Genomic DNA, 13,721 nt, shown 5'->3' with positions numbered 1-13,721 from the left:
CGGCTCAGCCCAGTGCAATATCGGGGGCGTCTTCCTGCTTCATCCCAACCACGTGATAGCCGGCATCGACATGGTGCACTTCGCCCGTGACGCCCGATGCCAGATCGGACAGGAAATAGAGCGCGGAACCGCCGACATCCTCGATCGTCACATTGCGGCGCAACGGCGAATTGAGCTCGTTCCATTTGAGGATGTAGCGGAAGTCGCCGATCCCGCTGGCGGCCAGGGTGCGGATCGGCCCGGCTGAAATCGCATTGACCCGTACGTTCTGCGGGCCAAGATCGTTGGCGAGGTATTTGACGCTGGTCTCCAGCGCGGCCTTGGCCACCCCCATGACATTGTAGTGCGGCACGACCTTTTCCGCGCCATAGTACGACAGCGTCAGGATCGATCCGCCCCCCGTTCCGTCTTCATTAAGCGGCATCATATCCTTGGCCCGCCGGGTTACCGCGACCAGCGAATAGGCCGAAATGTTCATCGTCATCAGGAAGTTGTCGAGGCTGGTATCATAATACCGCCCACGCAATTCGTTCTTGTCGGAAAAACCGATCGCATGGACCACGAAATCGATCGTCGGCCAGCGCGCCGCCAGTGCGGCAAAGGCATCGTCGAGCGCGGCCATGTCAGACACATCGCAATCGATCAGAAAATCGCTGCCCAGGCTCTCGGCGAGCGGGCGGACGCGCTTTTCCATCACTTCGCCCTGATAGGAAAAGGCCAGCTCTGCGCCGTGTTCGTGCAGCTTCTGCGCGATCCCCCAGGCCAGCGACTTGTCGTTGGCAAGGCCCATGATCAGCCCGCGTTTTCCCTGCATCAATCCGCTCATGTTTTCGTTTCCGTTGTTTGCGCGTCGTTCGGGACGCGGTTGTCGCCTTGGCCGATCATGTCACGCTCTTCCGGGCTTTCGGCCAGCGCGGCATTGAGTTCGGCCCCGACCACCAACCCTAGTCCGACCAGCCAGAAAAAGAAAAGCGCGATCATCACCCCGGCGAGGCTGCCATAAGTGAGATCGTATGTGAAAAACCGGTTGAGTACGCTGGGCAATGCGCGGCTCACCACCACCCACCACAAGGTCACCAGCAGTGCGCCAGGCCATTTGGGATAGCCGCGCTTGCGGTAGGCCGTCGGGGTAAGCGTAAAGAACAGCAGGTAGATCGCAAGGTAGATGATCAGCGGCAGGACGAAGCTCGACGTGGTCAGCGCATCGGCCAGCGTGGTCAGCCGCGGGAACCATGCCGCGACCATTTCCTGCACCGCGCCAACCAGTACCTGTGCGATCAGGGAAAACAGCAGCGCGATCACCGCAACGATGATCACGCCGCTCGAGATCAGCCGGTAACGCCAGAAGGTCAGCACTGCGCGGGTGCCATAAGCGCGCCGCAGGATATCCCGGATTGTCTCGATCAGACTGCCGACGGTCCACAACCCGACAAAGCCGCCGGCCCACAGCAGCCAGCCACTGCGCGCCACGATCACATCGCGCGCGACCGGTTCAAGCGCGCGGGCCACCACCGGCGGCAGCGCCATCAGGAACGCGTGAACCGATGCCTCGCGCTGCGCCTGTTCGCCGATCAGGCTGAACACTGCGCCCACGGTCACGAAAAACGGAAACAGTGCCAGGATCGCCATGTAGGCAAGGTTGCCTGCATGGATGAAGCCATCATGATAGGCCCCGGCCCAGACCCGCGCCAGCACCTTGAACACGCGCGAGTTCCAGAACCGGCCTTGCGGACCAATGTGTTCGTCGTAGTGATCGCGCAGATTGCGCCGGGCCCGCTGACGCCGCGCTTCGGGCGACAGGTCGGGGATGGTCAGCGGCGGAAGGTGTGCTTCATCGATTTCGCGCTCTTCCACGAATCACCCGCCAAGTCGGCCGCGCAGATCGCGCGGATCGTGCCAGCCTTCGAGCCGCGCGGCCAGATCGGCATCATGTTCGGGCACTTGCACTTCAAGCGTGATGAGCTGATCGCCGCGCGTCCCGTCCTTGCGTGAAAAGCCCTTGCCCTTGAGGCGCAGGGTCTTGCCCGAGCTGGAGCCGGGTGCCAGCGTCAACATCACCGCCCCCTCGGCCGTCGGCACCTTTACTTTCGCACCGTTGACCGCCTCGTCGATGCTGATCGGCAGGTCGAGCCGCAAATGATCGCCATCACGGCGAAAGAAAGTGTGCGGTTGCAGCTCGATCGTGACAATCGCATCACCGGCCCCGCCCGGCCCTGCCTCGCCCTTGCCGGCCAGCCGCATCTGCGTGCCGTCTTCGACCCCGGCCGGCAGCTTGAGGTCGATCGTCTTGCCATCGGCCAGCGTGATCCGCTGGGTGGCGCGCATTGCCGCATCACCAAGCGACACGCCAAGGCGGTAATGCACGTTGGCGCCGGTGGGCGCCGCGCGCTGACGTGCGCCGCCAAAGCCGCCGCCCATGCCCCCGCGCCCGCCGAACAGCCCGTCAAAGATATCACCCAGGTCGATGCCTTCTTCGCCGCCAAAGCCTTCAAACCCGTCTGCCCGGAAGCCGCGCTGTGCGCCGCCGCCGGGACCAGCCCCGCCGCCAAACCCGAAGCCCATCGTCGGGTTTCCGTCGATATCGATCTCGCCGCGATCGAACCGGGCGCGCTTGTCCTTGTCGGTCAGCAGGTCATAGGCGCGGGTAACTTCGGAAAAACGCTCCGACGCTTTGGGATTATCCTTGTTGCGATCGGGGTGAAGTTCCTTGGCCATCTTGCGATAGGCGGACTTGATGTCCTTCTCGTTTGCACCGCGCGCCACGCCGAGGATCGAATATGGGTCCATGAAGGCTAGCTAGGGTCAAGTACCCGTTAGGGCAAGGTTTAGACGCCAGTTGCGAAACGGTCGCGCTTCCCACGCCGCGCGGTGCAGGCTATGCGCCGCCCATCATGGACGAAACGCAGCTCATCGACGCGATCCCTTCCGAGGATCCTCTGGCCTTGTTCGGCGAATGGTTTGCGCTGGCGCGAAAAAGTGAGCCCAACGATCCCGAAGCCGTTGCGCTGGCTACCGCCACCCCTGAGGCAGCCCCGTCGGTGCGGATGGTACTGCTCAAAGACTGGGGGCCGGAAGGCTTCGTGATCTACACCAACGGCCACAGCCGCAAGGGCGGAGAACTGCACGCCAATCCGCAGGCGTCGATGCTGTTTCATTGGAAATCATTGCGCCGCCAGATCCGGATCGAAGGCCGGATCCACGAAGTGCCGGCCGCCATGGCCGATGCCTATTTCGCCAGCCGCGGCCGCGATTCGCAGATTGGCGCCCATGCTTCGGACCAGTCCGCGCCGCTCGGCTCGCGCGGGGAGTTTCTGGCGCGGATCGCCAAGACCGGCGCGCGCTATCTGGTCGGCTCGGTACCACGCCCGCCGCACTGGACCGGCTTTTGCCTGGTCCCCCACGCGATCGAATTCTGGATGGACCGCCCGTTTCGCTTGCACGAACGCCGCCGTTTCGTGCGCAGCGAAACGCAAAGCTGGACCAGCACGTTGCTCTATCCATGACCGAGGCCGGCAAACTCAACCGCAGTGCAGCTTATGCCTCGATCCTCGTGGCATCGCTGCTGCTGACATTGAAGGCCTGGGCGGTCTGGTCAACCGGGTCGACCGCGATGCTGGGCAGCCTTGCCGATACCACGCTCGATCTGGTCGCCAGCCTTGCCACCTTGCTCGGGGTGTGGGTCGCGGCCCAGCCCGATGATGACAATCACCGCTTCGGCCACGACAAGGCCGAAGCACTGGCGGCGATGTTCCAGGTGGTGTTGATCTCGATCTCGGCGCTCAGTCTTGCCCTCCGGGCGGCCGGCCAGATTTTTGCCGGCGCGCGGCCGCAAGGGGCTGGCGACGGGATCATGGTTTCGGCCATCGCCATGCTGGCGACGCTGGCGCTGCTGGCCTGGCAGCGCCGGGTGATTGCCCAAACGCGCTCGATCGCGATTTCGACCGATCATCTGCATTACAAGTCGGACCTGGCGCTCAATCTTGCCGTGATCGCGGCGCTTGCGCTGGATCAGTACGCGGGGATCGGCGGGGCCGATGCGCTGTTCGGGCTGCTGATCGCGGTGTGGCTGGGGTGGGGCGCCTGGAAGGCCTCGCAACAAGCCATCGAACAGCTGATGGATCAGGAATGGCCCGATGAGAAGAAGGCCCGCTTCCTTGAGGTGGTGGCGCGCCATCCCGAGCTCAAAGGGCTGCATGATCTGCGCACCCGCACGGCGGGTAATCGCGATTTCGTGCAGTTCCACGTCGCGGTCGATCCCGACATGACGGTGCGCGCGGCGCATGATGTGATGGACGAGATCGAGGACAAGCTGATGGCCGAATTCCCCGGTATCGAAATCCTGATCCATCCCGATCCCGAAGGCCTGGTCAACGAAACCGGGCTTGCCGCGCAAGACCTCTTGGCCGATGCCCAAAGTGCCCCTGCGCGCAGCGGGTAAGGGGCACAAGGTCGCACCATGCACATCCTGATTTCGGACTATTCGGGCCATCCGTTTCAGGTGCAGCTAAGCCGCGAACTGGCGCGGCGCGGCCACCGCGTCACGCACATGCATTTCGCTGGCTTTCAGACCCCCAAGGGCAACCTGACTGTGCGGCCTGGCGACCCGGACACCTTCGCGATCGAGGCGATAACACTCGATACGCCCTTTGCCAAAGCCACGTTCGTTGCGCGCTGGCGGCAGGAGAACGAAGTCGGCCGCCGCATCGCCGCGCGGATCGCTGCGCTGCGGCCCGATGTCGTGATTTCCAGCAATGCTCCGCTCGATACCCAGCGGCACATCCGCCGGGCAAGCCGCAAGGCCGACGCGAAGTTCGTGTTCTGGCTGCAGGACATCTACAGCCGCGCGATCACCGCGGTGGTGCCAAAAAAGTTACCCGTGATCGGCCATGCCATCGCCAGATGGTATGAGCATCTTGAGTTTGCGCTGCTGCGGGGCAGCGACCGGGTGGTGGCGATTACCGACGATTTCCGCCCGATCCTGATCGCGCACGGCGTGGCCGAGAGCCGGATCGCGGTGATCGAGAACTGGGCACCGCTTGACGAAATCCCGCTGATGCCGCGGGAAAACGCATGGGCTCAGGCCTATTATACAGGCGATGGCATGCGTTTTCTCTATTCGGGGACGCTGGGCTACAAGCACAATCCGCACTGGTTGCTGGCGCTGGCGCGGCGCTTTCCGGATGCACAGGTCTGCGTCACCTCGCAGGGTGAAGTGGCCGACAAGGTGGCGGCTGACGCCGCGGCCGAAGGGCTCGCCAACCTGACGGTGCGGCCGTGGGTGCCGTTTGCCGATCTGCCCGCGCTGCTTGGCGGAGCGGACGTGATGGTCGCTTTCATCGAGCCGGACGCCGGGGTCTTTTCGGTGCCATCGAAAGTCCTCAGTTATCTTGCTGCAGGCCGTCCGGTGCTGGGGGCGATGCCGCGCCAGAATCTTGCCGCGCGGCTGCTCGAACGCCAACAGGCCGGGCTGGTCAGTGATTGCGGCGACACCGCTGATTTCCTCGCCAAGGCCGCCCGGCTGGCTGGCGATGCGGCGCTGCGCGGCACCATGGGCGAAAATGCGAGGCGCTATGCCTTGCGTGCCTTTGATATTGAAAATATTGGCGCACGGTTCCAGGGCGTTATCGCCGATCAAGCCGCCCCAAAGGAGAAACGCGCGTGAAGACGGCTCTGGTTCTTGGCGCTGGCGGATTTATCGGCAGCCATCTGGTCAAGCGGCTCAAGGCCGAAGGCCTGTTCGTGCGCGGGGCCGACTTGAAGCATCCCGAATTCGGGGCCAGCGCGGCTGATGAATTCATTATCGGCGATCTGCGCGAACAGGATGTGGTCCGCTCGGTCTATGACCGCCGCTTCGACGAGGTTTACCAGCTGGCCGCCGATATGGGCGGGGCGGGCTATATCTTCACCGGTGAGCACGATGCCGACATCATGCACAATTCGGCCAGCATCAACCTGAATATTGCCGATGCGGCCAACAAGCTGGGCGTCGGCGCGCTGTTCTATTCCTCATCGGCCTGCATGTATCCGGCGTACAACCAGCTTGATCCGGGCAACCCCAATTGCGAGGAATCGAGCGCCTATCCGGCTGAACCTGACAGCGAATACGGCTGGGAAAAGCTGTTCTCCGAACGGCTCTACCTGTCTTATGCGCGCAATTACGGAATGAAGGTCCACATTGCGCGCTATCACAACATCTTCGGCCCCGAAGGCACCTGGCAGGGCGGCAAGGAAAAGGCGCCGGCCGCAGTTTGCCGCAAGATTGCCATGACGCAGAGCGGCGGCGATGTCGAAGTGTGGGGCGATGGGCTGCAAACCCGATCGTTCCTCTACATTGACGAATGCGTTGAAGGCACGTTGCGGCTGACCCGTTCGGACAAGACCGGACCCTACAACATCGGTTCGGACGAGATGGTAACGATCTCGGGACTGGTCGACATGGTTTCGGATGTCGCCGCAAAGCCGGTCGGCAAGCGCTTTGTCCCGGGCCCCACCGGGGTGCGCGGGCGTAACAGCGACAACCGCTTGATCGAGGCCGAGCTGGGCTGGCGGCCGTCTGAACCGCTGCGCGATGGTCTCGCCAAGACCTATGCCTGGATCGAAGCGCAGGTGCTGGCGCAAGACAAGGTCTGATCCGCCGCGCTAATTCAGGGACACAATACGAATTAATGCGAAATTCATATTGTGTCCCCGAATTAACGATCGCTACCTGAAGAGTTGCACGATCCGCACGATCCCTTCGCGCACCGGCTGGTGCTGCCCATCGGGGGTCTTGCCAAGGCGCACCACCGTCACCCCGTTACTGCGCGAAACGACCACGAACTGGCCGACATGTCCGTTCAGCGAAAAGACTCCTGCCGGAAGGCCCGCCCACAGCGGGGCACCACCGGGCTGCGGGCGGTTGAGCCAGGTCTGCGCGCCATAGCCGGGATTGGCCGGGCTGGGCGCGGTCATGAAATCGATCCAGCTTGACGGGACCAGCTGTGCGCCCTGGATCGCGCCGCGATTGCGCATGAATTCGCCAAGCCGGGCCCAGTCGCGTGCGGTGCCGTGGATCAGGCTGCCACCGATCAGTGTGCCGGCCGCATCGAATTCGGGCACCATGCTTTTCATGCCGAGCGGATCAAACAGCCGGGTCTTGAGGTAATCGCTCACCATCCGGGTGCGTTCGGCCGGATCCTGGCTGGTGGCCAGCGACCGCGCCGCCAGATCGGCGAGGATCACCGTGGTCGACGAAGAATATTCGAACCGCTTGCCCGGTTCATCCTCGAGCGGCTGAGCCTCGGCATAGGCGGCCATGTTGTCGCGCCCGTCGAGGAACAGCATCCGCACGGTATCGGCATCATAAGGCGGATCGCTTTCCTCGACATGCTTGAGGCCTGAACGCATCTGCAGCAGCTGGCGCAAGGTAATCTCGCCGCGCGCATCGCCGGGCCGCTGCCACGCCGGGATCGGCACGCCCTCATCCAGCCGCAGCCGCCCATCGGCTACCAGCATGCCGATCATCACCGCAGTCACCGTCTTGGCCATCGACCAGGAAATGAAGCGGGTGTTCTCGTGATAGCCCGGGCCATAGCGCTGGGCGACAATCCGCCCATCCTTCAGCACCACCACGGCGCGGGTCTCGGCCATGTCATCGCGGGTAAACAGATCATCGACCGCGCGCGCCAGAGCCTCGCGGTTGGCCCCCGGCTTGTCGACCACCGCAGCCATGGCGGTTTCACTGAGCGGCGGGGGCGGCGGCGCCTTGCCCGATGAACCGCAGCCGATCAGGGCTGGCAGCATCAGCCAGGGCGCGATAAGGGACAGGCGGCGCACGGTCATCGCGCGCTTCACTCGCTTAAAGGCCCGCCCATGGCAACCGTTAACCTAAGGACGCATACCGGCTACCAGCGCCTTCGAGGTTTGAGTCAAAATGGCCCAGCACAAGGAGAGAGGACGACGCCATATGTCGATATTGCGAGGCCGATCGACGCCGGGATGGGCCATTTTGGCCAAATCCGCATGGGACGCCCAAATGGCTTCCATCTCGAACCGAAGTTCGCCTGCAGGGGCAACCAGCCCCTGCCGCGCTCGCTTCGGTCCGATCTGTTCGCCATTTGGGCGCCTCGAAGGTGCTGGTAGCCGGCATGCGTCCTGACACCCGATCGCCATTTCGCCGCCGCATGCTGATGCTGGGTCTGGCTTTGGTGGTGGGCCTGGCGGTGTGGTTCTGGGGTCCGCTCAATGCCTATGCCAAGACCGCGTCGGCCTATGGCGCGCGGGTGGCATGCTCATGCCGCTATATCGGCGGGCGCGCGCTGGGCGATTGCAAGAAGGACTTCGAAGCCGGGATGGAACTGGTCATGCTCAGCGAAGATGCTGCTGCCAGATCGGTCACCGCGCGCTTTCCGCTGCTGGCCAGTCAGACCGCAACCTATCGCCCGGGGCTGGGCTGCCAGCTGGAACCGTGGCAGGACTGATCCGTTAGTGCGGGCAAGGCCCGACCATTCCAGTTAGGCAATCATGACGATGAGTGAGACCCTGATTCACCCTGTTATCCTTTGTGGCGGCAGCGGTACGCGGCTGTGGCCGCGCAGCCGCGCAACCAAGCCCAAGCCGTTCCTGCCGTTGATCGGCCACACCACGCTGTTCGAGCAGAGCACCGGACGCTGCGCTGCCGAGGCGGGGTTTGCCCCGCCGGTAGTGGTCACCGGCACCGCGCATCTGGATCACGTCGAGGCCCAGCTTGGCGCCAATGCCGATGCTGAAGTGATCGTCGAGCCGAGCGCGCGCAACACCGCGGCCGCGATTGCGCTGGCCGCACTGCGCCTGCCTGAAAATGACGTGATGCTGGTCTGCCCGAGCGATCACCACATTGCCGATGTGGCTGCGTTCCAGGCCGCCGCGCGCGCCGCCGCGGCGCTGGCTGCCGATGATTGGCTGGTCTCGTTCGGGATCGAGGCGAAAAGCCCGGAGACCGGCTTCGGCTATTTGCAGCGCGGCGCGCCGATCGGCGATCTTGGCTTCAAAGTCGCGCGGTTCGTTGAAAAACCCGATCTTGAGCGCGCCAAGGCCTTTGTGGCGAGCGGTGATTATACCTGGAACGGCGGAATTTTCGCTTTCCGCGTCGGTGCCTTCCTGGCCGAACTTGCGGCGCATCGCCCGGCAATCGCAGCAGCGGCGCGCGGCGCGGTGGCGGCGGGCCGCGCCATCGGCCAGCGGTTCTACCCCGGAGCTGACGAATTTGCCCGGATCGACAGCGAATCGGTGGATTATGCGGTGATGGAAAACACCAGCCGCGCGGCGATGGTCCCCGCTGACATGGGCTGGTCGGACATCGGCAACTGGGACGCGCTGCTGGCTGCGCGCGCGCGCGATGCCGCCGGCAACAGCGTGACCGGCCGCGCCGAACTGGTCGATTGCCGCAATGTTCTGGTCGAAACCGATGGACCGCGGGTCTCGGCAATCGGGCTTGAAGACGTGGTGATCGTGGTCGATGGCGATGACGTGCTGGTCACCACCCGCGCCGGAACCCAGCTGGTCGGCCGATTGTCCGGAGCAGCCAACCAATGAGCGTCAAGCTCGCCACCACGCTGTCGCCGCGGCCGTGGGGGGTCGACACACTTCCCGCGCCGTTCGTTTCCCCGCCGGGCGAGCGGATCGGCGAAGTCTGGTTCACCCCGCCGCCCGCACTCGATACGCTGCTGGTCAAATACCTCTTCACCGGTGCGGCGCTGTCGGTTCAGGTCCACCCGGCGGATGCACAGGCTCCCGCCGGATCGCGCGGCAAGGAGGAGTGCTGGTACGTCACCGCAGCCGAGCCGGGCGCGAAGCTGGGCATCGGTTTCATCCGCGCGCTGGATGAAGCTCAATTGCGCGCCGCCGCACTGGACGGTTCAATCGAACAGTTGCTCGACTGGCATAAGGTGAAGGCCGGCGACTTCTTCTATATTCCCGCCGGCACCGTTCACGCGATCGGTGCTGGTGTCAGCCTGATCGAGGTGCAGCAGAACAGCGACATCACCTATCGCCTCTACGATTACGGCCGCCCACGCGAACTGCACCTCGACGCCGGGATCAAGGTGGCGCAAGGCGCGCCCTATCCCGGTGCGCTGCACCGCCACGTTGCAGCCAGCGGCAGCGAGACACTGGTCGAAGGTCCGCATTTCCGGCTCGACCGGCTGGACGGCGCGCCTGGTGCCGCCACTGCCGCGCGCTATCGCGGGCCGGTGCTGGTCCTCCCGCTCGATGTGCCGCTGGCGGTCAATGGCGAGACCGTTCTGCCGGGCGATTGTGCGCTGGCCGAATCGATCGGTGCGGCCGCTTTCGGGCCCGGCCTTTCGCTGATCACTCAGCCGCTCGGCTGAAGCCGCAGCGTTTCGGAAATCCAGCCGCCGCCGACAACGCGGTCACCCGCATAGATGACTGCGGCTTGCCCGGGGGCAACGCCGTATTCGGGGTTTTCGAAGCGGATCAGGCAGGCGCTGCCGTGCCCCACTTCGCCCTCGATCGTCACCGGAACCGGCTTGGCCAGCGAGCGGACCTTGGCGCTCAGCGGACCGGACTGCAGCGGCCCGATCCGGTTCGTTTCGACAATGTGTGCCGCCGAAACTGCCAGTAGCCGTTTTGGCCCGACCAGTACTGCGCGCTTTTCTGCATCAATCCCGGCCACATAGAGCGGTTCGGCCAGCCCGCCGATTTCCAGCCCGCGGCGCTGGCCGACGGTATAGTGGATGATCCCCTTGTGCTGGCCCAGCACTTCGCCGCTCGTCGCATGGATGATCGGACCGCCGTCGTCCGCTTCGGGGCGGAGTGACCGGACGATCTTGGCATAATCGCCATCGGGAACGAAACAGATGTCCTGACTGTCGGGCTTGGCCGCCACGCGCAGGCCTTCGGCTTCGGCGATCTGGCGAACCATGGTCTTGGGCAGGCCGCCCAGCGGAAAACGCAGGTAATCAAGCTGGGCTTCGGTGGTGGCGTAAAGGAAATAGCTTTGGTCGCGGGCTGGATCTAGCGCGCGATGCAGTTCCGGGCCGGCCGGACCGATCACGCGGCGCACGTAGTGCCCTGTGGCGAGGCAATCGGCGCCCAGTTCCCGCGCCATGGCGAACAGATCGGTGAATTTGGGTCCCATGTTGCAGCGGATGCAGGGGATCGGGGTGCGCCCGGCCATATATTCGTCGGCGAAATTCTCGACCACTTCCGCGCGGAACTGGCTTTCGTGATCGAACACATAGTGCGCGATGCCGAGCCGGTCGGCAACGGCCCGGGCATCGCGGATATCGTCACCGGCGCAGCATGCCCCCTTGCGGGCACTGGCCGCGCCGTAATCGTAAAGCTGCAGCGTCACGCCGATCACTTCGGCGCCGCTGCGCGCGGCCAGCGCGGCAACCACCGAACTGTCGACCCCGCCCGACATGGCAACGACAATGCGCCGGCCCGCCAGCGGGGCGGCCAGCTGGAACAGTTCGTCCATTGCAGGAAGTTCATAGGCGAGCGTGGTCATGGCGCAGCGGCCCTTACACTGCGCCGCGGGCGAGGCAAAGGGCTGCGGCAAAGGGGCGCGGCAATTCGGTAAGCATTCTCAACACTTGGTAAAGCCGGGCTTTACCCGATCTTGACCATGGGCCCCTATGGTCAGGCCTATGGAAGCTACTCATTCCTTCATGGCAGGCCTGCGCGGGCGCGTTCGCTCCAGCGAAATTGCGCTTGAATCCAGCGGGTTCGACTGGACCGGGCTGCATGCCCGGCTGAGCGCGGCGCACGCTGCGCGCAAGGAACTGGCCGCAGCCGATTCGCATCGGCGCGCGCCCGGGGGGGATTTTACGCAATGGGCCGGCACGGTTGATCCCGCTGCCAAACCCTCACGGCGCGTTAACCTAAACGATTCAACAGATGGCAAAGCCGCATGCCGCAATGCTGCTGCCGTCGCCGAACACTCCAAGGTCGGCGATTGAGGATTATGATGATCGAGAACCAGAAGATCCGACCTGCAATGGTGATTGGCCCGCTCGGCGAGCCGCTGACAGTTGATTCGCTGCCGCCGCCCAACACCACCCGCTGGGTGGTGCGGCGCAAGGCCGAAGTTGTCGCGGCGGTCAATGGCGGACTGCTGACGATCGACGAGGTGTGCGAGCGCTATACCCTGACGCTCGAAGAGTTCGCCTCGTGGCAGCGCGCGGTCGACCGTTCGGGGATGCAGGGCCTGCGCGTCACGCGGATCCAGCACTACCGCGATCTATACGAGCGCCAGCTCAAGTACTGAGCCGCATCGAAACCTGGCTTGACGGCCGGCGCAGCGTGATCGCTGCGCCGGCCGTTTGCATTCTGGCGACCCCGGTGTTGCCGCTGCGCACCGTCCGTCGGGCAATATCAGCCGTTCCCCGATGTACGCATTGCCCCGGGCGCGCCAAAGCGCCTAGGCCCGGCGCTTGTGGTACCTGCCCGGAATCCGGGTGCAACGAAGGCTTGCGGCAGGTGATTTAGGACTGTAATACAGTTCGGCGCAGGGCGTTCTCAGCTCGGGGCCGAACAAGCCAACCAAGCGATAAGGGCAGCACGACCGATGAACGTCGAAACGACCTATGTTTCACAAGGTGAGCATAACCCGCTGCTTGACGAGGAAGTGGATCGTTCAGCGCGGTGGCGCTGGATTTTCGGCGGCCTTGTTGCCCTGGCCGTGCTGATTGGCATCTGGTTCATCAATCACCGCGCCGAACCAGGCGCGGAAGCGAGCAGCAAGGATCAGGTGCCTGCCGTCACCGTGATCGCGCCGGGCCGCACGACGATTGAAGGCACGATCAACGCCACCGGAACGCTGGCGGCGCGGCGCGAATTGCCGGTGGGCATCGCGGGTGAAGGTGGTCAGGTTCTGGCCGTGCTGGTCGAACCGGGCCAGTGGGTCCGCGCCGGGCAGACCCTGGCGGTGATTGATCGTTCGGTTCAGGTCCAGCAGCAAAGCAGCCAGGCCGCGCAGATCCAGGTTGCCCGCGCCAATGCTGATCTGGCCGAGGCGAACTACCAGCGCGCGCTGCAACTGGTCGGCAAGGGCTTTATTTCCAAGGCCGAAGTGGATCGGCTGCGTGCCCAGCGCGATGCCGCCCTTGCCCAGGTGCGCGTCGCCAATGCCCAGCTTGGCGTGCTCAACGCCCAGTCGCGGCGGCTTAATGTCGTCGCGCCCGCCGCCGGGTTGGTGCTCGAACGCCGGATTGAACCCGGGCAGGTGGTCAGTGCCGGCTCTGGCGTGCTGTTCCGCATCGCCAAGGGCGGCGAAATGGAACTTGAAGCCAAGCTTGGCGAGCTAGACCTTGCCGGTCTCAGCGCAGGGGTAAGCGCGGAAGTCGTGCCGGTCGGCGGCCAGAAGACTTTTATCGGCCAGGTCTGGCAGATCGCACCGGTGATTGACCCGGTCAGCCGTCAGGGCACGGCCCGGATCGCGCTGGCCTATGCCCCGGAACTGCGCCCCGGCGGCTTTGCCTCGGTGCGGATCAAGTCTGGCACCATGGTGGCACCGCTGCTGCCTGAATCCGCCGTGCTTTCGGATACGACGGGCAGCTACGTCTATATCGTTGGCAAGGACAACAAGGTTGAGCGCCGCACAGTCAAGCAGGGCCAGATCACCCCGCAGGGGATCGTCATTGCCGAAGGCCTGAACGGCAGCGAGCGCGTGGTGCTGCGCGCCGGCGGCTTCCTCCAGCCGGGCGAGACGATCAAGCCCGTCGCGCCCAAGCCCTGATGCC

The 13,721-nt window shown here is 64.4% G+C and carries 15 protein-coding genes; 10 read left to right on the top strand and 5 right to left on the bottom strand.

What is annotated here, in order from left to right; genetic code table 11:
• Positions 1-4: 4 nt before the first annotated feature.
• The 3 genes from fabI to RMN99_RS12270 are packed head-to-tail and all read right to left on the bottom strand — an operon-like array spanning position 5 to position 2,787.
• Positions 5-826 (bottom strand): enoyl-ACP reductase FabI, encoded by an 822-nt coding sequence (gene fabI / locus RMN99_RS12280; RefSeq protein ID WP_309623597.1) that lies wholly within the window; start codon positions 824-826, stop codon positions 5-7.
• A complete protein-coding gene (locus tag RMN99_RS12275) occupies positions 823-1,854 on the bottom strand; it encodes a YihY/virulence factor BrkB family protein (protein ID WP_309623596.1) in 1,032 nt (343 codons plus the stop codon). The genes fabI and RMN99_RS12275 overlap by 4 nt, the downstream gene beginning before the upstream one ends.
• Before the next feature lie 3 nt (positions 1,855-1,857).
• The gene (locus tag RMN99_RS12270; protein ID WP_309623595.1) at positions 1,858-2,787 is read right to left on the bottom strand and encodes a DnaJ C-terminal domain-containing protein; all 930 of its coding nucleotides are present in this window, start codon (positions 2,785-2,787) and stop codon (positions 1,858-1,860) included.
• Positions 2,788-2,891: 104 nt separating this feature from the next.
• Between RMN99_RS12270 and pdxH the strand changes: the two genes are divergently transcribed.
• The 4 genes from pdxH to RMN99_RS12250 are packed head-to-tail and all read left to right on the top strand — an operon-like array spanning position 2,892 to position 6,630.
• Positions 2,892-3,503, top strand: a complete 612-nt coding sequence (gene pdxH / locus RMN99_RS12265) for a pyridoxamine 5'-phosphate oxidase (protein WP_309623594.1) — start codon at positions 2,892-2,894, stop codon at positions 3,501-3,503.
• Entirely contained in the window at positions 3,500-4,438 is a 939-nt protein-coding gene (locus tag RMN99_RS12260) for a cation diffusion facilitator family transporter (RefSeq protein ID WP_309623593.1), read from the top strand. Before pdxH ends, RMN99_RS12260 begins: the two co-directional genes overlap by 4 nt.
• Positions 4,439-4,456: 18 nt before the next feature.
• Positions 4,457-5,662, top strand: a complete 1,206-nt coding sequence (locus RMN99_RS12255) for a glycosyltransferase family 4 protein (protein WP_309623592.1) — start codon at positions 4,457-4,459, stop codon at positions 5,660-5,662.
• Complete coding sequence (locus RMN99_RS12250) at positions 5,659-6,630, top strand: NAD-dependent epimerase/dehydratase family protein (protein WP_309623591.1); 972 nt, start codon at positions 5,659-5,661, stop codon at positions 6,628-6,630. Before RMN99_RS12255 ends, RMN99_RS12250 begins: the two co-directional genes overlap by 4 nt.
• A 72-nt stretch (positions 6,631-6,702) precedes the next feature.
• Here RMN99_RS12250 and RMN99_RS12245 read toward each other — a convergent pair whose 3' ends face one another.
• A complete protein-coding gene (locus RMN99_RS12245; protein ID WP_309623590.1) occupies positions 6,703-7,821 on the bottom strand; it encodes a serine hydrolase in 1,119 nt (372 codons plus the stop codon).
• Between the two features lie 305 nt (positions 7,822-8,126).
• Between RMN99_RS12245 and RMN99_RS12240 the strand changes: the two genes are divergently transcribed.
• The 3 genes from RMN99_RS12240 to RMN99_RS12230 are packed head-to-tail and all read left to right on the top strand — an operon-like array spanning position 8,127 to position 10,346.
• Positions 8,127-8,459 (top strand): hypothetical protein, encoded by a 333-nt coding sequence (locus RMN99_RS12240; protein ID WP_309623589.1) that lies wholly within the window; start codon positions 8,127-8,129, stop codon positions 8,457-8,459.
• Positions 8,460-8,508: 49 nt separating this feature from the next.
• Positions 8,509-9,552: a mannose-1-phosphate guanylyltransferase gene (locus tag RMN99_RS12235; RefSeq protein ID WP_309623588.1), complete on the top strand. Its 1,044-nt coding sequence runs from the start codon at positions 8,509-8,511 to the stop codon at positions 9,550-9,552.
• A complete protein-coding gene (locus tag RMN99_RS12230; protein WP_309623587.1) occupies positions 9,549-10,346 on the top strand; it encodes a class I mannose-6-phosphate isomerase in 798 nt (265 codons plus the stop codon). Before RMN99_RS12235 ends, RMN99_RS12230 begins: the two co-directional genes overlap by 4 nt.
• On the opposite strand, the gene mnmA is transcribed toward RMN99_RS12230, so the two are convergent.
• Positions 10,331-11,488, bottom strand: a complete 1,158-nt coding sequence (gene mnmA, locus RMN99_RS12225) for a tRNA 2-thiouridine(34) synthase MnmA (protein WP_409035255.1) — start codon at positions 11,486-11,488, stop codon at positions 10,331-10,333. The two genes, RMN99_RS12230 and mnmA, sit on opposite strands and share 16 nt — an antisense overlap.
• A gap of 139 nt (positions 11,489-11,627) precedes the next feature.
• On the opposite strand from mnmA, the gene RMN99_RS12220 reads away from it, so the two are divergent.
• The 3 genes from RMN99_RS12220 (at position 11,628) to RMN99_RS12210 (ending at position 13,717) form a co-directional block, all read left to right on the top strand.
• Positions 11,628-11,939 (top strand): hypothetical protein, encoded by a 312-nt coding sequence (locus RMN99_RS12220; protein WP_309623586.1) that lies wholly within the window; start codon positions 11,628-11,630, stop codon positions 11,937-11,939.
• An 8-nt stretch (positions 11,940-11,947) separates the two neighbouring features.
• Positions 11,948-12,247 (top strand): DUF1153 domain-containing protein, encoded by a 300-nt coding sequence (locus RMN99_RS12215; RefSeq protein WP_309623620.1) that lies wholly within the window; start codon positions 11,948-11,950, stop codon positions 12,245-12,247.
• 300 nt (positions 12,248-12,547) lie between these two features.
• Complete coding sequence (locus RMN99_RS12210) at positions 12,548-13,717, top strand: efflux RND transporter periplasmic adaptor subunit (protein ID WP_309623585.1); 1,170 nt, start codon at positions 12,548-12,550, stop codon at positions 13,715-13,717.
• The last annotated feature ends 4 nt before the right edge of the window (positions 13,718-13,721 follow it).

The organism is Novosphingobium sp. (genome assembly GCF_031417815.1).
Classification (GTDB): Bacteria; Pseudomonadota; Alphaproteobacteria; order Sphingomonadales; family Sphingomonadaceae; genus Novosphingobium.
Note: the sequence above shows the minus strand (reverse complement) of the source record. Positions and strands in the feature narration are given on the sequence as shown.